This is a genomic window from Herbaspirillum seropedicae (assembly GCF_001040945.1).
Taxonomy (GTDB): Bacteria; Pseudomonadota; Gammaproteobacteria; order Burkholderiales; family Burkholderiaceae_D; genus Herbaspirillum; species Herbaspirillum seropedicae.
The window spans coordinates 3,440,923-3,461,621 of record NZ_CP011930.1 but is presented as its reverse complement, the minus strand read 5'-3'; the positions used below and the strand labels follow the sequence as shown (position 1 = coordinate 3,461,621).

16 protein-coding genes are annotated in these 20,699 nt (G+C 63.5%); 9 read left to right on the top strand and 7 right to left on the bottom strand.

All coding sequences use genetic code 11. The annotated features are described in order from the left end of the window. Positions 1–48 precede the first annotated feature (48 nt). Positions 49–396: a helix-turn-helix domain-containing protein gene (locus tag ACP92_RS15205; protein ID WP_013234993.1), complete on the top strand. Its 348-nt coding sequence runs from the start codon at positions 49–51 to the stop codon at positions 394–396. Here the strand turns inward: ACP92_RS15205 and ACP92_RS15200 are convergent. The 3 genes from ACP92_RS15200 to ACP92_RS15190 all read right to left on the bottom strand — a co-directional run bounded on the left by ACP92_RS15200 (position 393) and on the right by ACP92_RS15190 (position 4,588). After that, positions 393–1,658 carry an MFS transporter gene (locus ACP92_RS15200; RefSeq protein WP_013234992.1) on the bottom strand — a complete coding sequence of 422 codons (1,266 nt, stop codon included), beginning with the start codon at positions 1,656–1,658 and terminating at the stop codon, positions 393–395. The genes ACP92_RS15205 and ACP92_RS15200 overlap by 4 nt on opposite strands. A gap of 268 nt (positions 1,659–1,926) precedes the next feature. Next, positions 1,927–3,141: an ABC transporter substrate-binding protein gene (locus tag ACP92_RS15195; RefSeq protein WP_013234991.1), complete on the bottom strand. Its 1,215-nt coding sequence runs from the start codon at positions 3,139–3,141 to the stop codon at positions 1,927–1,929. Positions 3,142–3,217: 76 nt separating this feature from the next. Continuing rightward, positions 3,218–4,588, bottom strand: coding sequence for a hydroxymethylglutaryl-CoA reductase, degradative (locus tag ACP92_RS15190; RefSeq protein WP_081441914.1), 1,371 nt, complete (start codon positions 4,586–4,588; stop codon positions 3,218–3,220). A gap of 99 nt (positions 4,589–4,687) precedes the next feature. Here ACP92_RS15190 and ACP92_RS15185 point away from each other — a divergent pair, with 99 nt between their 5' ends. The 3 genes from ACP92_RS15185 (at position 4,688) to ACP92_RS15175 (ending at position 9,170) form a co-directional block, all read left to right on the top strand. Beyond that, positions 4,688–6,097, top strand: a complete 1,410-nt coding sequence (locus ACP92_RS15185; RefSeq protein WP_013234989.1) for an aminotransferase-like domain-containing protein — start codon at positions 4,688–4,690, stop codon at positions 6,095–6,097. 215 nt (positions 6,098–6,312) lie between these two features. Beyond that, the gene (locus tag ACP92_RS15180) at positions 6,313–7,923 is read left to right on the top strand and encodes a methyl-accepting chemotaxis protein (RefSeq protein ID WP_013234988.1); all 1,611 of its coding nucleotides are present in this window, start codon (positions 6,313–6,315) and stop codon (positions 7,921–7,923) included. Beyond that, positions 7,923–9,170, top strand: coding sequence for a serine hydrolase domain-containing protein (locus ACP92_RS15175; protein ID WP_013234987.1), 1,248 nt, complete (start codon positions 7,923–7,925; stop codon positions 9,168–9,170). Before ACP92_RS15180 ends, ACP92_RS15175 begins: the two co-directional genes overlap by 1 nt. Before the next feature lie 9 nt (positions 9,171–9,179). On the opposite strand, the gene ACP92_RS15170 is transcribed toward ACP92_RS15175, so the two are convergent. Further along, positions 9,180–10,088: a LysR family transcriptional regulator gene (locus ACP92_RS15170; RefSeq protein WP_013234986.1), complete on the bottom strand. Its 909-nt coding sequence runs from the start codon at positions 10,086–10,088 to the stop codon at positions 9,180–9,182. Between the two features lie 251 nt (positions 10,089–10,339). Here ACP92_RS15170 and aceB point away from each other — a divergent pair, with 251 nt between their 5' ends. After that, on the top strand, positions 10,340–11,926 hold the full coding sequence (gene aceB, locus ACP92_RS15165; RefSeq protein ID WP_013234985.1) for a malate synthase A: 1,587 nt from the start codon (positions 10,340–10,342) through the stop codon (positions 11,924–11,926). Between the two features lie 157 nt (positions 11,927–12,083). On the opposite strand, the gene ACP92_RS15160 is transcribed toward aceB, so the two are convergent. The 3 genes from ACP92_RS15160 to ispD all read right to left on the bottom strand — a co-directional run bounded on the left by ACP92_RS15160 (position 12,084) and on the right by ispD (position 13,867). Next, positions 12,084–12,290, bottom strand: a complete 207-nt coding sequence (locus ACP92_RS15160; RefSeq protein WP_006464465.1) for a cold-shock protein — start codon at positions 12,288–12,290, stop codon at positions 12,084–12,086. A 312-nt stretch (positions 12,291–12,602) separates the two neighbouring features. After that, positions 12,603–13,106: a 2-C-methyl-D-erythritol 2,4-cyclodiphosphate synthase gene (ispF, locus tag ACP92_RS15155; protein WP_013234984.1), complete on the bottom strand. Its 504-nt coding sequence runs from the start codon at positions 13,104–13,106 to the stop codon at positions 12,603–12,605. Next, positions 13,103–13,867, bottom strand: a complete 765-nt coding sequence (gene ispD / locus ACP92_RS15150; protein ID WP_013234983.1) for a 2-C-methyl-D-erythritol 4-phosphate cytidylyltransferase — start codon at positions 13,865–13,867, stop codon at positions 13,103–13,105. Before ispD ends, ispF begins: the two co-directional genes overlap by 4 nt. Positions 13,868–14,061: 194 nt before the next feature. Between ispD and mfd the strand changes: the two genes are divergently transcribed. The 4 genes from mfd to ACP92_RS15130 all read left to right on the top strand — a co-directional run bounded on the left by mfd (position 14,062) and on the right by ACP92_RS15130 (position 20,699). Then, positions 14,062–17,499 (top strand): transcription-repair coupling factor, encoded by a 3,438-nt coding sequence (gene mfd, locus ACP92_RS15145; protein WP_013234982.1) that lies wholly within the window; start codon positions 14,062–14,064, stop codon positions 17,497–17,499. Positions 17,500–17,558: 59 nt separating this feature from the next. Then, entirely contained in the window at positions 17,559–18,425 is an 867-nt protein-coding gene (gene serB / locus ACP92_RS15140) for a phosphoserine phosphatase SerB (RefSeq protein ID WP_171941761.1), read from the top strand. A gap of 36 nt (positions 18,426–18,461) precedes the next feature. Then, on the top strand, positions 18,462–18,824 hold the full coding sequence (locus ACP92_RS15135) for a DUF4870 family protein (protein WP_013234980.1): 363 nt from the start codon (positions 18,462–18,464) through the stop codon (positions 18,822–18,824). Between the two features lie 249 nt (positions 18,825–19,073). Beyond that, positions 19,074–20,699 carry a methyl-accepting chemotaxis protein gene (locus ACP92_RS15130; protein ID WP_013234979.1) on the top strand — a complete coding sequence of 542 codons (1,626 nt, stop codon included), beginning with the start codon at positions 19,074–19,076 and terminating at the stop codon, positions 20,697–20,699.

The window sequence follows — 20,699 nt, the reverse complement described above, 5'->3', positions numbered from 1 at the left end:
TCGTCAGGGAAACAGGCGCCGCAGAGCCGCCGGGTTCAAGGAGAGGACATGTTCAGCGAGGAAATCGGCGGCCGCATCAAGGAGGTGCGGCTGGCCAACGGGCTGAGCCAGCGTGAGCTGGGGCAGCGACTTGATACATCCACCGGTCACATCAGCTGGCTGGAAGCCGGCAAGGCCATGCCAGGCGGTGAGCTGTTGTTGCAGTTGCACCGTGAATTCTCGGTAGACCTGAACTGGCTGCTCACGGGAGAGGAGGGCGAACCTGGCGTGATGGAAACGGATGAGGAGGTGCGGCAATTGGTAGACCATTATTGCCGCGTCGATCTCCAGGGGCGGGAGATCCTCCGCAGCCTGGCCAGCTATGTAGGCCGCGAGAAGAAGCCCTCCACCGGCTAGGCTGGCGTTGCGGCTGCGCTTTCCCGCGCCTGGAGGTCGCGGTGCAGCCGCCACACCAGCACCGACGCCAGCAAGGTCGTGCCGACAATGACAAAGCCGACGATATCGAAATGCCCCAGCCGCCCATCGGGCGCCAGCGTGACGATATGGCCTGCAATGACCGACGCCACCCCGCCGGAGAGCTGCTGGATGGATGCGCTGATGGCGTTGAAGGAGCCGCGCTGGGTGGCCGCCGGCACCGAAGACACCAGCGCCTGGAAGGGAATCATGCGCGAGAAAATCCCCAGGAACAGCACCGCATTGACCGCCACGATCATGGGTACGGTCACCCGTCCCAGGTGGGTGTAGATCAGCACCATGATGATCGAGAGCACCGCGCCGAAGAGGAAGACACGCAGCTTGCCCAGCTTGTCAGCGGCGCGACCAATGAGCGGGCCGAAAGCGATGGTGCACAGTCCGGTGACGAGGTAGATCGTCGGCAGGTGCGCCATGTCGATGCCCAGGTTGCCCACCAGGTAGGCGCTGCTGAAGGGCATGAGCATGAACCCGCCCGTCATCAGCAGGGCCGTCGTGGCGAAGGCGGTCAGGTAGCGCGGTTCGGCCAGCGTGTGATACAGGTGCATCCAGGCGCTGTGCTCCTGCTTGAGCGTGAGGTGGCCATCCACCGGCTGCATGCGCACCAGCACCACCAGTCCGCCGGCCAGACCCAGCGCCGCCATGGCCAGGAAGGGAACGTGCCAGTTCCAGCGGTTCGACAGATAGAGTCCGATCGGAATGCCCAGCACCTGACTGGCCGCAAACGAGGTCTGGATCACGCCCATGACGCGACCGCGCAGATGTGGCGCGAACAGGTCGGTGGCGATGGCCAGCGTGATGGAGCCGATCACCCCACCGAAGAGCCCGGTGACGATGCGCGCCAACAGCAGGCTCTCGAAACTCTGCGCCAGGCCGCACCAGACGGTGCCCAGCACGAAGCCGCCATAGAAGAACAGCAGTAGCCGCTTGCGATCGAAACGGTCGGCAAAGCCCGCCGTCAGCAAGCCCGATGCCCCGGCGCTGAAAGCGTAGGCGGACACCACCAGCCCGAACTGCTGCGGCGTGATCTGCATGGACGGCATGATCAGCGCGCCCAGCGGCGACATCAGCATGAAGTCGAGAATGACCGCAAATTGCAGGAAGGCCAGCAGGCCGGTGACGATTTTCTGGTAGGGGGTAAATCCCTGGACGGGCGGCGAGAGGCTGGGTGTGGCGGGATGATTCAAAGGAACTCCTTGGCGAGTGGCTGGGCTGGCCGCTTGCTCGCAGCCACGCGCCTGGCAGGGCGCTATTACTGGCAGACGGCTGACGTTGGCCGATATTGTGCCGCCCTTCAGGCTCAGGCGCAGCAAGCCGGCACAGCACGTATGGGCAGGTGTGCAAGAGTAGGCGCAAGCCGGGTAGAAGGCAAGCCATGCAAGCCAACTGAGCAGAGACGGTCAGGTCTGACGATATGGGCCTTTGTTGTGCCCTCCCGCTGCCACTGTCAAGGTCTTATTGCTTGAGCAGGCTACATTTGGAATCCGCCACGCTGGTGAAGGCTTGTTCACCTGGGATGGTTTCCAGCAATTTCAGGTAATCCCAGGGTTTCTTCGATTCGGCCGGCGACTTCACCTGGTAGAGGTACATGTCGTGGATGTTGCGGCCATCGGCGCGGATAGAGCCTTTGTTGTAGAAGTCATCGATACGGGTCTTCTTCAACTGCGCCATCACCTTGGTGGAATCATCGGTGCCGATGGCCTGCACTGCCTTCAGATAGGTGGTGGTGGCCGAATAGGCCGCCGCCTGGTGGGTGCTGGGCATCTTCTTCATCTTCTGGAAGAAGCGCTCGGCGAACTTGCGCGAAGGCTCGTCCTTGTCCCAGTACCAGCTGTCGGTCATCATCAGGCCCTCGGCATTGGCCAGGCCCAGCGCGTGGATGTCGTTGATCACCATCAGCAGGCCCACCAGCTTCATGGTCTTGGTCACGCCGAATTCCTTGGCGGCCTTGATCGAATTGACCGTGTCTTCCCCGGCATTGGCCAGTCCCAGGATCTGCGCCTTGGACGCCTGCGCCTGCAGCAGGAAGGACGACAGGTCCGAGGATTGCGGCGGATGCTTGATCGAGCCCACTACCGTGCCGCCGCTGGCCTTGACCACGGCGCTGGTATCGTTGGCCAGCGAATGGCCGAAGGCATAGTCGGCCACCAGGAAGAACCAGGACTTGCCACCCTGCTTGATCACCGCACTGGCCGTCCCCTTGGCCAGGGCCACGGTGTCGTATTCATAATGCACGGTGTAGGGCGTGCACTCTTCATTGGTCAGCCGCGCGGTACCCGCGCCGATGTTGATGTAGACGCGCTTCTTCTCGGCCATGACCTTGTTCATCGACAGGGCCGTGGCCGAATTGACGCCGCCGATCAACATGTCCAGCCCGCGCTCGTCAGCCCATTCGCGGGCCCGGGTGGCGGCGATGTCGGCCTTGTTCTGGTGGTCGGCCGAGATCACCTCGATGGGTTTGCCCAGCACCGTGCCGCCGAAGTCGGCCACCGCCATACGGATGGCTTCCAGGCCACCCAGGCCGTCGGTGTCGGCATAGGGGCCGGACATGTCGGTGATGAAGCCGATGCGCACCGCGTCATTGGATACCTGGGCCAGCGCCGCTCCCGAAAAAATACCTGCGATGGCGCAGGCTGCCGCCAGGCGGCGCAGCGGGGTCGATGTGCTCATATGCTTGTCTCCTCGTTTTTCTATCGGCCGCCGCAGGGCGGCACATGATCAATATCCGACTACCTGCAGAACCAGTTCAGCCGCGCCGACGCTCGGCCAGCAGCGCCTTGGCGTAATCCACCCGCACGTCATGGCGCGCGACCATCTGCTGCACCAGCCAGTCCATCTCGCTGGCCTCGGCGCCGGCCGCCAGTGCAATGTTGCGCGCATGCAGGGCCATGTGGCCGCGTTGTATCCCTTCGGTAGCCAGCGCGCGCAGGGCCGCCATGTTCTGCGCCAGGCCCACCGCCACGGCCACCTCCGCCAGCGCCTGGGCCGACTGCACCCCCAGGATCTTCAGCGCCACCCGTGCAGCGGGATGGGTCTTGGTGGCGCCGCCCACCAGGCCTACCGGCATGGGAATTTCCAGCGTGCCCACCAGGTCGCCGTCGGCGGCGATCTCCCAGTGGGTCAGCGAGGTATAGCGCCCGTGGCGGCAGGCATAGGCATGCGCCCCGGCTTCCACCGCGCGCCAGTCATTGCCGGTGGCAACGATGACCGGATCGATGCCGTTCATGATGCCCTTGTTATGGGTGGCGGCGCGATAGGGATCGACGGCGGCCAGTTCATAGGCGTCCACGATGCCGTTGATGACTTCCTCGCCACGGTACTGCGCGGTGCTCAGCACGTCGGCCGAGACCTTCACGCGGGCCCGCGCCAGCCGCAGGTCGGCCAGGTTGGAGAGGATGCGCAGGCGCACCTTGCCGCCGGTGACCCGTTCGATATGACTGGCCACTGCCTCGGCCATGGTGTTGACGGTATTGGCGCCCATGGCGTCGCGCACATCCACGATCAGGTGGGTCACCACCATGGCGCCGCGTCGGGTGTCGGGAAAGACCTGCACCTCGATGTCGCGGCAACCGCCACCCAGCTGCTGGAGCAACTGGTCGCGACTATTGGCGATGTCGATGATGGCCTGCCTTTCCTTGAGGATGGCCAGGCGCGCACCGTGCGGATCGCTGATGCCGGTCAGCTGGATCTGGGCGCGCATGAGGGGCAGGCTGCTGGAGGTCTGGAAGCCGCCGCAGGTGCGCACCAGCTTGGCCATGAAGGACGCGGCGGCAACCACGGAGGGCTCTTCGACCGCCATGGGGACCAGCACGTCGCGCCCGTTCAACTGGAAATACCCGGCCACGCCCAGCGGTAGCTGGAAACTGCCCACCACGTTCTCGATCATGCCGTCGGCGGTGCCCAGGGGTAGTGCGCCGGGCTGCCCCAGCAGGGCTTGCTCGGCCTGGTCGAGCTGGGCCAGGCGGCCGACTTCGGCCAGGCGCTGGGCGGGGGTGTAGGTACGAAAGCCCGGCAGGCGGGAATCTGGCGTGGCGCCAGCGTGGACATCTTGGGACATGCGCTCGTCTCTCCGAATCAGGGTGGATAGGGCGCAGGCAGGATAGCAAGCGTGTACCATGGCGCATGGGTACAGTAGGGGCCAACAGTGAGACAACTGTACCCAGGACAATTGGTATGCATTGCAACAAGAACCGCATCCTCCAGGGAGACCGCCCTCATGGCCGAGGCCAGCACCACGCTCACCAGCACGCTGGTGCAACTGATCCGCCGACAGATTGCCGAGGGCGTCTATGCCCCCGGCAGCCGCTTGCCATCGATCCGCGAGATGGCCGCGCGCCATGGCTGCGCCAAGAACACCATCGTCAATGTCTTCGATGAACTCACGGCCCTAGGACTGGCCGAGCCGCGCCGAGGCGCGGGCTTCTTCGTCTGCGTCGCCCCGCCGCGTCCCAAGGAAGATGAGGAGGGCAACCTGAGCCGCGCCATGGACGTGGTCTGGCTCATGCGCGAGCAGTTGAAGCACGACCCCGGGCAGTTGCGCCTGGGCGATGGTTTTCCGCCGGTGGAGTGGCTGCACGATGTGCGGCTGGACAAGTTCCACCAGAAGGTGGTGCGCACCGGCATCGGCGCGCTGTTTGGCTATGGCAGCCGGTTCGGCTACCTGCCGCTGCGCCAGCACCTGGTCCACAAGCTGGCCCAGCACGGCATCGAGGCCGGCACCGGGCAGATCGTGCTGACCCATGGCGCCAACCAGGCGCTGGACATCGTGATCCGGCATTTCATCCGGCCCGGTGACCGGGTGCTGGTCGACGAGCCGGGCTATTACATGCTCTACGGGAAGCTCAAGCTTTCCGGCGCGCGCATCATCGGCATCCCGCGCCTGCCCGATGGCCCTGACGTGGCGGTGCTGGAGCGCGAGCTGCACAGGCCCGGCAAGCCGCCGCTGTTCTTCACCCAGTCGCTGGCGCACAATCCCACCGCCTCCGACACCTCGCCCCACAAGGCTCACCGCATCCTGCAACTGGCCGACCGTTATCAGGCCATCATCGTCGAGAACGATGCCTTTGCCGATTTCAAGCCCGCCACCGCACCACGCATCGCCACCCTGGACCAGTTGCGCCGCACTGTCTACGTCGGCAGCTTTTCCAAGTCGGTCTCGGCCGCGTTGCGGGTGGGCTTCATCGCCTGTCACCGTGACCTGGCCAGCGACCTGGCCGACATCAAGATGCTGGTCCACATGAGCAGCTCCGAGTATTGCGAGCGCACCCTGGACGTGATTCTCTCGGACGGCCATTTCAGCCGCCACACCGCACGCCTGCGCGAACGCCTGGCCCAGGCCACCGAACAGGCGCGCGCCCAGCTGGAAGGGCTGGGCGCCGAACTGTTCTGCGCGCCCCAGCAGGCCATGTACCTGTGGGCCAGGTTTCCCTGGTTCGAGGACGCCAAGCGGCTCGCGCAGCGGTTGATGCAGCGCCAGATCGTGCTGGCGCCGGGCAGCATCTTCCATGTCGATACCGAACAGACCCAGCCCTGGTCGCGCTTCAATGTGGGCCTGCTGGCCGATGCCCGCTTTGCTGACGCGATGATGGACATTCGTGCAGCGCAGGAGCGCCAGGCCACCCGCTGAGCGCATTTCCCTCCCCGGTTTGACCACATCCGGAAGAGAGCGGCCAATCGCCTTTTATTCTTCGCTTAGTTCGGTTGTTTGCCCGTTGGTGAAGTGCCATAGTGTCAGACTACGTCAGGATTTTCCTGAAGTAGCAAAAAAACAATGAAACAATATCAACAGGGGGGCGGTGCATGCTGTATGCGCCATGCGCTCCTGTCCGGGACGGGGATCACATGAACATCATCGGAAACATGAACATCGGCAGACGCCTGACGCTAGGCTTTGCACTCATTCTCACTTTTTCCATCATCATCGCCGGTATCGGCCTGTGGCGACTGGACCATGTCGCCCAAGCCACCCGCGAGATGATGGCCGAACCGCTCAAGACCGAGCGCCTCATGGCCGACTGGTACACCAACCTGGTGGCCGGCATCCGCCGCACCATCGCCATCGCCAAGAGCAGCGATCCGGCGCTGGGACCGTATTTCGCCGCCGAAGTAGCGGCCTCGTCCAAGAGCTCGGGCGAGTACCAGAAGCAGGTCGAAGCCTTGCTGAGCACGCCCGAAGAAAAGGCGCTGTTCCAGAAGATCGGCGAGTTGCGCAAGCTCTACCTGTCCTCGCGCGACGAGATCAACAAGGCCAAGGCCGCCGGCAACACCGAAGAAGCCATGCGCATCCTCGACCAGGTCTTCGTTCCCAATGCCACCGCCTACCAGGACACCATGCGCAAGCTGGTCGACTTCCAGCGCAAGGAGATGGATGACACCGCCCGGGAAATCGACGCCATCGCCGCCAAGAGCCGCACCCTGATCCTGGTGCTGGAAGGGCTGATCCTGCTGCTGGGCATCGTCTTTGCGCGCTACCTGACGCTGGGCATCACCAAGCCGCTGCACCGGGCAGTGGACGTCTCGCGTTGCGTGGCCGAGGGCGACCTCTCCAGCGAGATCGCGGTGACCAGCCGCGACGAGACCGGCCAACTGCTGCAATCGCTCAAGGACATGAACCAGAGCCTGCGCGGCATCGTCAGCAATGTGCGCAGCGGCACCGATACCATCAGCACGGCGTCCTCGGAGATCGCCGCGGGCAACCTCGATCTGTCCTCGCGCACCGAGCAGCAGGCCAGTTCGCTGGCAGAGACGGCCTCGGCAATGGAAGAACTGATTTCCACCGTGCGCCAGAACGCCGACAACGCCCGCCAGGCCAGCCAGCTGGCCAACTCCGCCTCGGCCGTGGCCGAGCAGGGCGGCGGCGTAGTCAGCCAGGTGGTCGATACCATGGGAGCAATCAATGCGTCTTCGCGCAAGATCGTCGACATCATCAGCGTCATTGACGGCATTGCCTTCCAGACCAATATCCTGGCGCTGAACGCCGCCGTCGAGGCAGCCCGTGCCGGGGAGCAGGGCCGCGGCTTTGCCGTGGTGGCCTCCGAGGTGCGCACGCTGGCCCAACGTTCGGCCTCAGCCGCCAAGGAAATCAAGGAACTGATCAACGATTCAGTGGGGAAGGTCGACGATGGCAGCCGGCTGGTGGAGCAGGCCGGCAACACCATGCAGGAAGTGGTCAGCAGCGTGCGCCGCGTGACCGACATCGTGGCCGAGATCAGCGCAGCCAGCACCGAGCAGACCCATGGCATCGAGCAGATCAATCTGGCCATCACCCAGATGGACCAGGTCACCCAGCAGAATGCAGCGCTGGTCGAAGAGGCCGCCGCCGCAGCGGCTTCCATGCAGACCCAGGCCGGCAGGCTCATGCAGATGGTCAGCGTATTCCGCCTCAGCGAGCGCGAGCCGCTGGTGCGGCGCGAAATCGACGTGACGCCATCGAGCCCGGTCCTGCCGCAGTGATGTCCGTGCGCATGCTGCTGGCCAGCGCATGGCTGGCCACGTCTGCCGCAGCGGCGCTGGCGGCGCCGGATGAGCAAGTGCTGGGACGCGAGGCCGGTTATCCGGCGGGGGCCAATCTCCAGCAGGCCTATCAGCAGCCTTATCTGGTGGGTTCCTTCAGCGCGATGGACAGTATCGCGCCGTCCTGCCGACAAGCGCCGGCAGCACAGCCGGTGCCGCTACCGGCGGCGGATCCGGAAACCACGATCCATTACCGTTATCGCAATGGCAGCTGGACGCTGGACGATTACATGGCGCACCAGCGCGCCACGGCCGTGGTGGTGGTCAAGGATGGCCGCATCGTGGCGCAGCGCTTCAACTACGGGCGCACGCCGCAGATGCGCATGCTCTCCAATTCCATGGCCAAGACGGTAGTGGCGCTGGGCATCCTCAAGGCGCTGGAGCTGGGCAAGATTGCCTCGCTGGACGACCACGCCGAAGACTATGTGCCCGCCCTCAAGGGGACGCTGTACGGCCGAACCCAGCTGGTGAACCTGTTGCGCATGGCCTCTGGCGCGCGTTTCACCGAAGACTATACCTCCAACGATGACCGCGCCATCTTCGTGCGCAAGCTGCGTCGCGAAGGTACGCTGGCGGCCGTGCAAAGCATCAGCGAACGGGCTGCGCCCGAAGGCGAACGCTTCAATTACGCCGGCGCCCAGACTTCGGTACTGGGCCTGGTATTGCAGGCCGCTACCGGCCAGGATATGTGCCAGTGGATAGGCGAGCAGATCTGGCAGCCCATGGGCGCCGCCGCCGAGGCGACCTGGCTGCTCAATCCAGTGGACCAGCAGGCGCTGGCGCAGGGCGGTTTCAACGCCACCGTCTACGACTATGCCCGCCTGGGCATGTTGCTGGCTAATGACGGCGTTGCCAACGGCCAGCAGGTGATTGCTCGCGAGCATGTGCTGGCGATGACGGATCCCGCGCGGCAGCCGCCGGCTTTCCGGCCCGGTGTCATGCTGGACAGCCATGGTCGTACCTATTTTGGTTATGGCTATCAGGTCTGGATCATGCCCGGCAGCCATCGGCGTTTTGCCTTGCTGGGCATCTATGGGCAGGCCGTGTTCGTCGATCCTGAACTCAAGCTGGTGATGGTGCATACCGGCGTGGGCAGGGATGCCGCCGGTGACGCCAGCGGCACCCACTTCGGGCAGGAACGCGATGCGCTCTGGCGTGGGGTGGTGGCTGCCTATGGGAGCTGGTAGGGGGCGGGATCAGCCGGTTTTCTTCCAATAATCCGGCTGCGCATACGCATGCCGGAGGAAATCCACGAAAGCCCTGATGCGCAGCGGCAGGTGCCGCCGCTGCGCAAACACCGCGTAGATGGAAGGGGCGGGGGCGGCGAACTTGTCCAGCACCGTCACCAGTTCCCCGGCCTCGATGGCCGCGCCGACTTCCCACATCGATCGCCACGCCAGGCCGCGCCCGGCCAGCGCCCAGTTGTGCAGCACTTCACCATCATTGCAGACCATGTTGCCGCCCACCTTGTAGACACTGACCTTGCCCGATTGCCTGAGCGTCCAGCCGCGTTGGCTGCCTTCGCTGCTCATGGCCAGGCAGTTGTGGCGCATCAGCTCATCAGGGCTTTGCGGTGTGCCATGACGGCGCAGGTAGGCGGGCGCGGCGACGATGACGCGATGATTCTCGGCCAGCTTCACGCTCACCAGGTTGGAATCGGTCAGCGTGGCGATGCGGATGGCGACGTCGATGCCTTCACCGATGACGTCGGCAATGCGATCGTTCAGGTTCAGCGTGAGCGTGACATCCCGATGTTCAGCGAGGAAGGACGGCAGCAGCGGCGCCACGTGCTGACGCCCGAAACCGGCCGGGGCCGAGATCAGCAGCTGGCCGCTGGCGCGGGCGCTGCGTTCGGAGACGGCCGATTCGGCATCTTCCAGGTCGGCCAGGATGCGCTGGCAGTCTTCCAGGAAAGCCGCGCCCTCGTTGGTCAGTACGATCTTGCGGGTGGTCCGCTGCAACAGCTTCACGCCCAGGCGTTCCTCCAGCGCGTCCAGTCGGCGGCCTATCATGGCCGGGGCGATGCCCTCGGCGCGGGCGGCCGCCGAGAGGCTGCCGCGGGCGGCTACCTCGGCAAAGGTCGAAATCTGCTTGAACTGGTCCATGCGGGTCTCCTCGATAGGCCGCCAGATAGGCGGCAAAGCCGCACCGGTGTTGGCTGGGTGGGCAGGGAGATTATCGGCTCACTTGTGACTAAAACGCAAAGATAAATTGATAAAAGCTTTCACTCATATCGATTTAGTTTAAATATACTGCTTACATAAAGTGTCTGATGCGATGCAAAAAGCGGCACCGACTCAGGCACAATCATGAAAACAAGATCAACCTGTCCATCTTTCTTTTTGAGGAGTCCAGCATGACGCAACTGAAGCTGCCCACCGGCATGGAAATCTCCGGCGACATCAAGCCGGGTTACGAGAACATCCTGACCTTTGAAGCCCTGTCGCTGGTCGCCAAGCTTTCGCGCGCCTTCGAAGGCCGTCGCCAGGAACTGCTGGCCGCCCGCGCCGAGCGCGTCAAGCGCCTGGACGCCGGCGAGCGCCCCGACTTCCTGAAGGAAACCGAATCCATCCGCACCGGCGACTGGAAGATCGCCCCCATCCCCGAAGCGCTGAAGTGCCGCCGCGTGGAAATCACCGGCCCGGTCGAGCGCAAGATGGTCATCAATGCCTTCAACTCGGGTGCGGACAGCTACATGACCGACTTCGAGGATTCCAACTCGCCGGTGTGGGATAACCAGATCAGCGGCCAGATCAACCTGTATGACGCGATCCGCCGCACCATCTCGCTGGAATCGAACGGCAAGAGCTACAAGCTCAACGACAAGATCGCCACCCTGGTGGTGCGCCCGCGTGGCTGGCACCTGGATGAGAAGCACGTGACCCTGGATGGCAAGCGTATCTCCGGCGGCATCTTCGACTTCGCCCTGTTCCTGTTCCACAACGCCAAGGAACAGCTGGCGCGCGGCGCTGGCCCGTACTTCTATCTGCCCAAGATGGAATCGCACCTGGAAGCCCGTCTGTGGAATGACATCTTCGTGATGGCGCAGAATGAAATCGGCCTGCCGCAAGGCACCATCAAGGCGACCGTGCTGATCGAAACCATCACCGCTGCCTTCGAGATGGAAGAGATCCTGTACGAGCTGCGCGAGCACAGCGCGGGCCTGAACGCTGGCCGTTGGGACTACATCTTCTCCTGCATCAAGAAGTTCAAGAACGACAAGGACTTCTGCCTGGCCGACCGCGCCAAGGTCACCATGACCTCGCCCTTCATGCGCGCCTACGCGCTGCTGCTGCTGAAGACCTGCCACAAGCGCGGCGCCCCGGCCATCGGCGGTATGAGCGCGCTGATCCCGATCAAGAACGATCCGGAAAAGAACGCCATCGCCATGCAAGGCATCATCAACGACAAGCGCCGTGATGCTACCGACGGCTACGATGGCGGTTGGGTCGCGCACCCGGGCCTGGTCGAGGCGTCCATGAAGGAATTCGTCGCCGTGCTGGGCGACAAGCCCAACCAGTTCGAGAAGCAGCGTCCGGACGTGGACGTGAAGGCCGCCGATCTGCTCAATTTCCAGCCGGAAACGCCGATCACCGAGGCTGGCCTGCGCTACAACATCAACGTCGGCATCCACTACCTGGGCGCCTGGCTGGCCGGCAATGGCTGCGTGCCCATCCACAACCTGATGGAAGACGCGGCCACCGCCGAGATCAGCCGTGCGCAGGTGTGGCAGTGGATCCGCAGCGCCAAGGGCAATCTGGAAGATGGCCGCAAGGTCACGGCCGACATGGTCCGTGCAATGATTCCGGAAGAGCTGGCCAAGGTGAAGCAAGTGGCAGGCGATGGCCCGACCTATGACCGCGCCGCCAAGATCTTCGAAGAGATGTCCACTTCCGAGACCTTTGCCGAATTCCTGACGCTGCCGCTGTACGAAGAAATCTGATTCAGATTCGAGATTCCAGATTCACTTCAGCAGGAATGAAAATCCCCGCCGCTCGCAAGAGGGCGGGGATTTTTCATGGTAGCGCCGGGGCGGACTGCAAAAGCAGCAGACGAAAAAAATCCCCGACAGGTCGGGGATTTTTTTTAGCTTGAAAAGCTTAAGCAGCCGGAACGATGTTCGAAGCTTGCTTGCCCTTCGGGCCGGTGGTCACTTCGAAGGAAACGCGTTGGTTTTCCTTCAGCGACTTGAAGCCATTCGATTGAATAGCGGAGAAGTGAGCGAACAGATCTTCGCCGCCTTCATCGGGGGTGATGAAACCAAAACCTTTTGCATCGTTGAACCACTTGACGGTACCAGTTGCCATTACGGACTCCTAAATTTAATTGATTGGGGCTTGCGCCCGGCTCTTTATCGTTACTCGGGAGGAATGACAGCGAGATGACCGCACTACCAGCTCGAATCCTAACGACGCGACGATTATACTCATTAAATCGAGAATGCAAGAGATTTTCGGCACGAAACTTCAATTTAAATATTTAATGACTTTTTCGGGTGCTTTAGATTTCGCTCAATGCCGCCCGATGGTGCAGAAAGCCGCCCGCAATCCCTTGTCTGGTGCGGCTTTGCGGGTGTCGGGCATTGTCCTACGCAGGGCTGTCGGGCGACTTCCTACGCGTTAATTTCCTTCATCTGGGCGGTAGATGAGTGCAACTGCTTCGGTGGCAATCCCTTCTTCTCGCCCCAAAAATCCCATTTTTTCGTTGGTTTTCGCCTTTACGTTGACTTGTTGAGGGGAAATTCCGAGGTCTTCGGCAATGTGGATCACCATTGCGCCAATATGCGGGGCCATCTTGGGCGCCTGGGCGATGATGGTGGCGTCCACATTGCCCACCCGGTAGCCCGCCGCCGCCAGGCGTTTGCCGGCTTCGCGCAGCAGCACGCGGGAATCGGCGCCCTTGAATTGCGGGTCGGTATCGGGGAAATGGCGGCCGATGTCGCCCAGCGCGGCCGCGCCGAAGAGGGCGTCGGTGATGGCGTGCAGCAGGGCGTCGGCGTCCGAGTGGCCCAGCAGGCCCTTATGGTGCGGGATGGTGACGCCGCCCAGGATCAGCGGACGGCCTTCGACCAGGACGTGACAGTCATAGCCCTGGCCGATACGGAAGGCAATGGGGTGGCTCATGGATGGGGACCTTTCAGGAAGAATTCGGCCAGCGCGGCGTCCTGCGCCAGCGTGACCTTGAGATTGCGAGGGCTGCCTTCAACCAGGCGCGGACGCAGGCCCAGCATTTCGATGGCGCTGGCGTCATCGGTGATCTCGCCCAGCCGGCCTTGCTCCTGGGCCTGGCGCAGGGCGCGGTGCAGCAGGGCGTAGGGGAACATCTGCGGTGTCTGTGCGGCCCACAGGCCGGCGCGTGGCACGGTCTGCTGCGAGCGCGGGGAGGAGGCGCCGTCCCCGCGCTTGAGTGTGTCCACCACCGGCAAGGCCAGCAGGCCGCCAACCTCATCCTGGGCGAGGGCGTCGAGCAGCCTGTCGATCAGCGCTGCATCCACTCCGGGACGGGCGGCATCGTGCACCAGCACCCAGTCGGCATCGGCGAGCTGCTCGCGCAGGGCGTTCAAGCCATTGAAAACGCTGTCCTGGCGCGTCGGCCCGCCGACACGGAGGATGCTCACGCGTTGCCGCAGGGCCGGCGTCATCAGGGCGTCTATCCAGCCATCTTCGGCACTGACCACCACGAAGGTATGCGCAATGCGCGCATGGGCAGCGAAGCGCTGCAGCGCATGCAACAGCATCGGCTGGCCGGCCAGCGGCAGGTATTGCTTGGGGATCTGGCCTCCCATGCGCGCGCCCACGCCGGCGGCGGGGATCAGCGCGAAATGGCGGGCCGGCGGCGAGGCCGGCGCAGGGGGCAGGGAAGAAGCGGACGGCGAAGGGTTCATGCCAGGCACCTGGCCCCGGCACCCGCCTGGCGGCGGTCTGCGATGGGGCCTTCGTTTATAATGAGAGGCTGAATTCTAATGCCAATCCCTTGCAAGCGACCGGCATTTTGCGGCGCTGCCAGCATGGCCGCCGCCGGGCCTGCGCCGTTGCTGTACCCGAATCAAGTCCAACCAAGCCGATCCTCCCGATCCTGATGTCTTTTGATCCGAAAAAAAGCCTGCCCAAGGCAGGTATCCGTTTCCAGCCTCCTGCCGTGCACGGTTCCGCCGATGCCTATCTGCTGGCCCAGGCCGCGCTGGCGCTGAAGGCCGAAGGCCGCATGCTGGCCGTGGTGGTGGCCGGGGCCACCGATGCCCAGCGCCTGCTGGCCGAAATCCCGTGGTTCCAGCCCAGCGAGGGCGAGCGTCTGCGCTGCCATCTGCTGCCGGATTGGGAAACGCTGCCCTACGATGCCTTCTCGCCGCACCAGGACCTGGTCTCCGAGCGCCTGGCCACGCTCTATGAAGTGCAGTCCGGCCAGTGCGACCTGCTCATCGTGCCCGCGACGACGGCCTTGCTGCGCATGGCGCCGCCGCAGTTCCTGGCTGCCTATACCTTCTTCTTCAAGCAGGGTGAAAAGCTCGACGAAGGCAAGCTGAAGTCCCAGCTCACCCTGGCCGGCTATACCCACGTCGGCCAGGTCATGTCGCCCGGCGAATACTCGGTGCGCGGCGGCCTGATCGACATCTTCCCGATGGGCTCGGTGTTGCCTTACCGCCTGGACCTGTTCGGCGACACCATCGAAACCATCCGTACCTTCGACGCCGATACCCAGCGCTCGCTCTATCCCGTGCCGGAAGTGCGCCTGCTGCCGGGCCGCGAATTCCCCATGGACGAGGCGTCGCGCCTGGCCTTCCGCAATCGCTGGCGCGAAGTGTTCGAGGGTGATCCGTCGCGCTCGGCCATCTACAAGGACATCGGCAACGGCATCGCCTCGGCGGGTATCGAATACTACCTGCCGCTGTTCTTCGAAGAGACGGCTACGCTGTTCCAGTACTTGCCGGCCAATGCCATGTTCGCCACCGTGGGCGATATCGAGCAAGCCATCAAGCGCTTCTGGAGCGATACCCGCTCGCGCTGGAATTTCCTCCATGCCGATCGCGAGCGCCCGGTGCTGGAGCCGCAGGCCATCTATCTGGACGATGAGGATTTCTTCACGCTCCTGAAACCCCACGCCCGCTGGGTGCTCAAGACCGACGATGCACCCTCGGCCATCTCGGCCCCGCTGCCCAACATCGCCGTCAACCGCCGCGCCGATGACCCGCTGGTCAACCTGCGCAGCTTCTTGCTGAAGGGCGCCGAGCGCGTGCTGATCTGCGCCGAGAGCAATGGTCGACGCGAAACGCTGCAGCAATACTTTGCCGAATACGACCTCCATCCAGTCCTGTGCGAGGACTGGAACGGCTTCCTTGCCAGCGACGAGCCGCTGATGCTCGGTGTGGCGCCGCTGCATGCCGGCTTCGTCACCGCCGCTGGCCTGGCCCTGGTGACCGAGACCGAACTGTACGCTGGCAGTGGCCGCCGGGTCGGCAGTCGCAAGCAGCAGGCCGCCACCGATGTGGAATACATGGTGCGCGACCTGTCGGAACTGAAGATCGGCGACCCGGTGGTCCACAGCAGCCACGGTATCGGCCGCTACATGGGCCTGGTCAGCATGGACCTGGGCGAGGGCGAGACCGAATTCCTGCATCTGGAATACGCCAAGGAGACCAAGCTCTACGTGCCGGTATCGCAACTGCATGTGATCTCGCGTTACTCCGGCGCTTCGCCGGAAGACGCACCGCTGCACGCACTCGGCTCAGGCCAGTGGGAAAAGGCCAAGCGCAAGGCCGCCCAGCAGGTGCGCGATACCGCCGCCGAACTGCTGAACCTGTATGCCCGCCGCGCATTGCGCCAGGGGCATGCCTTCCAGTATTCGGCGCATGACTATGAAGCCTTCGCCGACAGTTTCGGCTTCGAAGAAACCGCCGACCAGGCCGCCGCCATCAATGCCGTCATCAAGGACATGACCGGCGGCAAGCCCATGGATCGCCTCATCTGCGGCGACGTCGGCTTCGGCAAGACCGAAGTGGCCTTGCGCGCCGCCTTCGTGGCGGTGATGGGCGGCAAGCAGGTCGCCATCCTGGCCCCCACCACGCTGCTGGCCGAACAGCATGCCGCCACCTTCGCTGATCGTTTCGCCAACTGGCCGGTCAAGATCGCCGAACTGTCGCGCTTCCGCACTGGCAAGGAAGTCACGCAGGCCATCAAGGGCCTGGGCGATGGCACCATCGATATCGTCATCGGCACCCACAAGCTGCTCTCCGATGAAGTGAAGTTCTCGCGCCTGGGCCTGGTCATCATCGATGAAGAACACCGTTTCGGCGTGCGCCAGAAGGAAGCCCTGAAGTCGCTGCGCGCCGAGGTCGATGTCTTGACGCTGACCGCCACGCCCATCCCGCGTACCCTGGGCATGGCCCTGGAAGGGCTGCGCGATTTCTCGGTGATCGCTACCGCGCCGCAGAAGCGCCTGGCCATCAAGACCTTCGTGCGTGCCGAGCAGGAGTCGACCATCCGCGAAGCCTGCCTGCGCGAATTGAAGCGCGGCGGCCAGGTCTATTTCCTGCACAACGAAGTGGAAACCATCGCCAACCGCAAGGCCGCGCTGGAACAGTTGCTGCCGGAAGCGCGCATCGGCGTGGCGCACGGCCAGATGCACGAGCGCGACCTGGAAAAGGTGATGCGCGACTTCGTGGCGCAGCGCTTCAACATCCTGCTCTGCACCACCATCATCGAGACCGGCATCGACGTGCCCACCGCCAACACCATCATCATGCATCGCGCCGACAAGTTCGGCCTGGCGCAGCTGCACCAGTTGCGCGGCCGGGTGGGGCGCTCGCATCACCAGGCCTATGCCTACCTGCTGGTGCAGGATGTGCAGGGCCTGTCCAAGCAGGCGCAGCGCCGGCTGGAGGCGATCCAGCAGATGGAGGAACTGGGCAGCGGCTTCTATCTGGCCATGCATGACCTGGAAATCCGCGGCGCTGGCGAAGTGCTGGGCGATCATCAATCGGGCGAGATCCACGAGATCGGTTTCCAGATGTATTCCGACATGTTGAACGAAGCCGTGCGCGCCCTGAAGGATGGCCGCGAGCCCGACCTGGCTGCGCCGCTGTCGACCACCACCGAGATCAACCTGCACGCTCCGGCGCTGCTGCCCAATGACTTCTGCGGCGATGTGCATGAGCGGCTGTCGCTCTACAAGCGCCTGGCCAATTGCGAGAAGTCCGACGCCATTGATGCCTTGCAGGAAGAGCTGATCGACCGCTTCGGCAAGCTGCCCGATGCGGCCAAGGCGCTCATCGAAACGCATCGCCTGCGCATTGCCGCCAAGCCGCTGGGCATCATCAAGATCGATGCGCATTCGGAAGCGGCGCTGCTGCAGTTCGTTCCCAATCCGCCGATCGACGCCATGCGCATCATCGAGCTGGTGCAGAAGAACCGCCAGGTCAAGCTCAACGGTCCCGACAAGCTGCGCATCACGGCCAGCATGCCCGATCTGAATGCCCGCGTGCAGCAGGTCAAGGCGACCATGAAGGCGCTCACCGGCTGAGCCACTGTGCCGGCCAGGCATTACCGAATCCAACCGCATCAATGAATCAACAGAACAATATGAACCTGATCCTGCAAGCCCCCAAGCAACACGCCGTGTCTTCTTCCGCCATCGAGGCCATCGCCGCACTGGCGGGCGGCGACGTCGAACGCATCAGCGATGCGCGCGTGCCCGATGCCGACGTCTGGCGCGTGGCCGGGGTGAGCCTGAACGAGGCGCTCAAGGCCAGCGTCGACGCCGCCTGCCTGCAGGCGCGCCTGGACTACGCCTTCATCGACGCAGACCGCAAGCTGGCCGACTTCCGCCTGGTGGCCATGGACATGGATTCGACCCTCATCACCATCGAATGCATCGACGAGATCGCCGACATGCAGGGCTTGAAGCCGCAGGTGGCTGAGATCACCGAAGCGGCCATGCGCGGCGAGATCGAGTTCAACGAAAGCCTCACGCGCCGCGTGGCGCTGTTGAAGGGGCTGGATGCGGGCGCGCTGCAGCGCGTCTATGACGAGCGCCTGCAATTGTCGCCGGGGGCGGAAAACATGCTCAAGGCGGTGCAGGCCGCCGGCCTGAAGACCTTGCTGGTCTCGGGCGGTTTCACCTTCTTCACCGACCGCATGAAGGCGCGCCTGAACCTGGACTATACCCACGCCAATACGCTGGAAGTGGTCGATGGCAAGCTCACCGGCAAGGTGGTCGGCGGCATCGTCAATGCCGACGAGAAGCGCGCTACCGTCGAGCGTGTCTGCCGCGAGATCGGCGCCGAGCCGACCCAGGCCATCGTCATGGGCGATGGCGCCAATGATCTGCGGATGATGGGTATCTCGGGCCTGTCGGTGGCCTTCCGCGCCAAGCCGGTGGTGCGGGCTCAAGCCAGCGTGGGCTTGAATTTCGTGGGATTGGACGGCATCTTGAATCTGCTGGCCTGATTGTCGGGCGGCTTTTCCTTCACTTCAGGAGACGCAATGAACCAGGAACTGGTATTCGATCCACAGACCCAGACCGGCCGCGACCTGGTCTGGTGGCTCTATCTGGCCCATGCCATCTGCCTGGTGTTTTCATTGGGCATGCTGTCCTGGCTGCCCTTGATCGTCAATTACCTCAAGCGCGGGGACGTGCGTGACACCTTCCTCTACAGCCATCACCGCTGGCAGATCCGCTCCTTCTGGTGGTACCTGTTCTGGCTGTTCGCCGGTGGCGCGTTGTGGCTCACCGTCATCGGCATCCCGCTGGCCGTGCTGGTCTTCACGCTGGCCTGGATCTGGAAGGCCTATCGTCTGATCAAGGGCTTCCTCGACCTGCAGGACAACAAGCCCATGCCCACCTGAGCCGGTTTCCCCTTTCCGCATCGATCCACGGTCCACGATCCATTGAGCAACGGCGCCCCTAGCGGGCGCCGTTGTCATTTTGTTATTTTGGTGAAGCGTTGTTCAGTTGTGCGCGGATAATAGTGATATTGAAAGATTTCAATGATAATGTCGAAGTATTACTAGACAGAACTAAATGTACGCTTCCGCGTGCGCGCCAGTTAATGCGCGCACCGAGGTGTGCATTCCATCCAAGGGGGAATCCTGCGCATGAAGAACTGGACGATCAAACAACGCATCCTGGGGAGCTTTGCCCTCATCTTGCTGCTGATGGCCTTGATGGCCGGGATTTCCGCCGTCAACCTGGGCCGTATCGAGAACGGCGCCACTGCGCTGCGCCAGGATTCCACGCCGGGACTGTACTACAGCACCATGATCAATGCCGCCTGGTACGAAAACCTGCTGATGAGCCAGCAGATCGCCCAGATCGACACCAACGAAGCCGAACGCCAGGCCGACCTGGCCCTGTTGCGCCGCAATGGCGAGCGTCTGGACCGCCTGCAGGAAGACTACGACAAGACCATCTTCAGCGATAGCGATCGCAAGCTCTTCGATCAGTTCAAGGAAACGCGCCAGAAGTACCGCGCCATGATCAGCGAAGTCCTGAAGATGGATTTCAGCCAGCGCGCTCCCATCGACAAGATGTTCAATGAACAGATCCGGCCGCAGTGGCGCCAGGGTTACCAGCTGACCCAGCGCATGGTCGATACCAACAAGAGCATTGCCGATGACGCTGCCAGCCGCATCAACGACGCTGTCACCTCGGCCCAGTTCGCCATGCTCAGCTCGCTCATGGCGGCCCTGCTGGCGGCGCTGGTATGCGGCTTCTTCCTGATGCGCGCCATCAACGAGCCGCTGCAGAAGCTCATGGGCATCCTCGACTACATGCGTTCGGGCGATTTCTCGCGCCGGGTGGCGCTGGATCGCAATGACGAGTTCGGCCACCTCGGCAGCGGTTTCGACCGCATGACCGATGAGCTGACCGCGCTGGTCTCGCAGGCGCAGAAGTCCTCGGCGCGGGTGGCCACCTCGGTCACCGAGATCGCCGCCACCGCCCGCCAGCAGCAGGCCACCGCCGCCGAAACCGCCGCTACCACCACCGAGATCGGCGCGACCTCGCGCGAGATCCATTCCACCTCGCGCGACCTGGTGCGCACCATGAACGAGGTGTCGGTAGTCTCCGAGCAGACCTCCGCCCTGGCCGGCAATGGACAGGCGGGCTTGACGCGCATGGAAGACACCATGCAGAACGTCATGGACGCAGCCGGTTCGGTCAGCGCCAAGCTGGCCATCCTCAACGAGAAGGCCGGCAACATCAACCAGGTCGTCACCACCATCACCAAAGTGGCGGACCAGACCAACCTGCTGTCGCTGAACGCCGCCATCGAAGCCGAGAAGGCCGGCGAGCATGGGCGCGGCTTCTCGGTGGTGGCCACCGAAATCCGCCGCCTGGCCGACCAGACGGCCGTGGCCACCTATGACATCGAGGTCATGGTCAAGGAAATCCAGTCCGCCGTGGCCGCTGGCGTGATGGGCATGGACAAGTTCTCCGACCAGGTCCGGCGCGGCATGCAGGACGTGCAGACGGCCGGCAGCCAGCTCTCGCAGATCATCGCCCAGGTGCAGGCGCTGGCGCCGCGCTTCCAGATCGTCAACGAAGGCATGCAGGCCCAGGCCAACAGCGCCGAACAGATCAACCAGGCGCTGGTGCAGTTGTCCGAAGCCGCGCAGCAGACCGTGGAATCCCTGCAGCAATCCAGCCAGGCCATCGAGGAATTGCACGTGGTCTCCAATGAGTTGCGCAACGGCGTCTCGCGCTTCAAGGTGCAGGACTGA

What these genes read in the sequence shown, in the direction of transcription:
- ACP92_RS15195 (WP_013234991.1), bottom strand. Translation starts at nt 3,141, where the DNA reads ATGAGCACATCGACCCCGCTGCGCCGCCTGGCGGCAGCCTGCGCCATC.
- ACP92_RS15130 (WP_013234979.1), top strand. Translation starts at nt 19,074, where the DNA reads ATGAAGAACTGGACGATCAAACAACGCATCCTGGGGAGCTTTGCCCTC.
- ACP92_RS15170 (WP_013234986.1), bottom strand. Translation starts at nt 10,088, where the DNA reads ATGGACCAGTTCAAGCAGATTTCGACCTTTGCCGAGGTAGCCGCCCGC.
- ispD (WP_013234983.1), bottom strand. Translation starts at nt 13,867, where the DNA reads ATGAACCCTTCGCCGTCCGCTTCTTCCCTGCCCCCTGCGCCGGCCTCG.
- aceB (WP_013234985.1), top strand. Translation starts at nt 10,340, where the DNA reads ATGACGCAACTGAAGCTGCCCACCGGCATGGAAATCTCCGGCGACATC.
- ACP92_RS15205 (WP_013234993.1), top strand. Translation starts at nt 49, where the DNA reads ATGTTCAGCGAGGAAATCGGCGGCCGCATCAAGGAGGTGCGGCTGGCC.
- ACP92_RS15190 (WP_081441914.1), bottom strand. Translation starts at nt 4,588, where the DNA reads ATGGTACACGCTTGCTATCCTGCCTGCGCCCTATCCACCCTGATTCGG.
- ispF (WP_013234984.1), bottom strand. Translation starts at nt 13,106, where the DNA reads ATGAGCCACCCCATTGCCTTCCGTATCGGCCAGGGCTATGACTGTCAC.
- ACP92_RS15135 (WP_013234980.1), top strand. Translation starts at nt 18,462, where the DNA reads ATGAACCAGGAACTGGTATTCGATCCACAGACCCAGACCGGCCGCGAC.
- ACP92_RS15160 (WP_006464465.1), bottom strand. Translation starts at nt 12,290, where the DNA reads ATGGCAACTGGTACCGTCAAGTGGTTCAACGATGCAAAAGGTTTTGGT.
- serB (WP_171941761.1), top strand. Translation starts at nt 17,559, where the DNA reads ATGAACCTGATCCTGCAAGCCCCCAAGCAACACGCCGTGTCTTCTTCC.
- ACP92_RS15180 (WP_013234988.1), top strand. Translation starts at nt 6,313, where the DNA reads ATGAACATCATCGGAAACATGAACATCGGCAGACGCCTGACGCTAGGC.
- ACP92_RS15185 (WP_013234989.1), top strand. Translation starts at nt 4,688, where the DNA reads ATGGCCGAGGCCAGCACCACGCTCACCAGCACGCTGGTGCAACTGATC.
- mfd (WP_013234982.1), top strand. Translation starts at nt 14,062, where the DNA reads ATGTCTTTTGATCCGAAAAAAAGCCTGCCCAAGGCAGGTATCCGTTTC.
- ACP92_RS15175 (WP_013234987.1), top strand. Translation starts at nt 7,923, where the DNA reads ATGTCCGTGCGCATGCTGCTGGCCAGCGCATGGCTGGCCACGTCTGCC.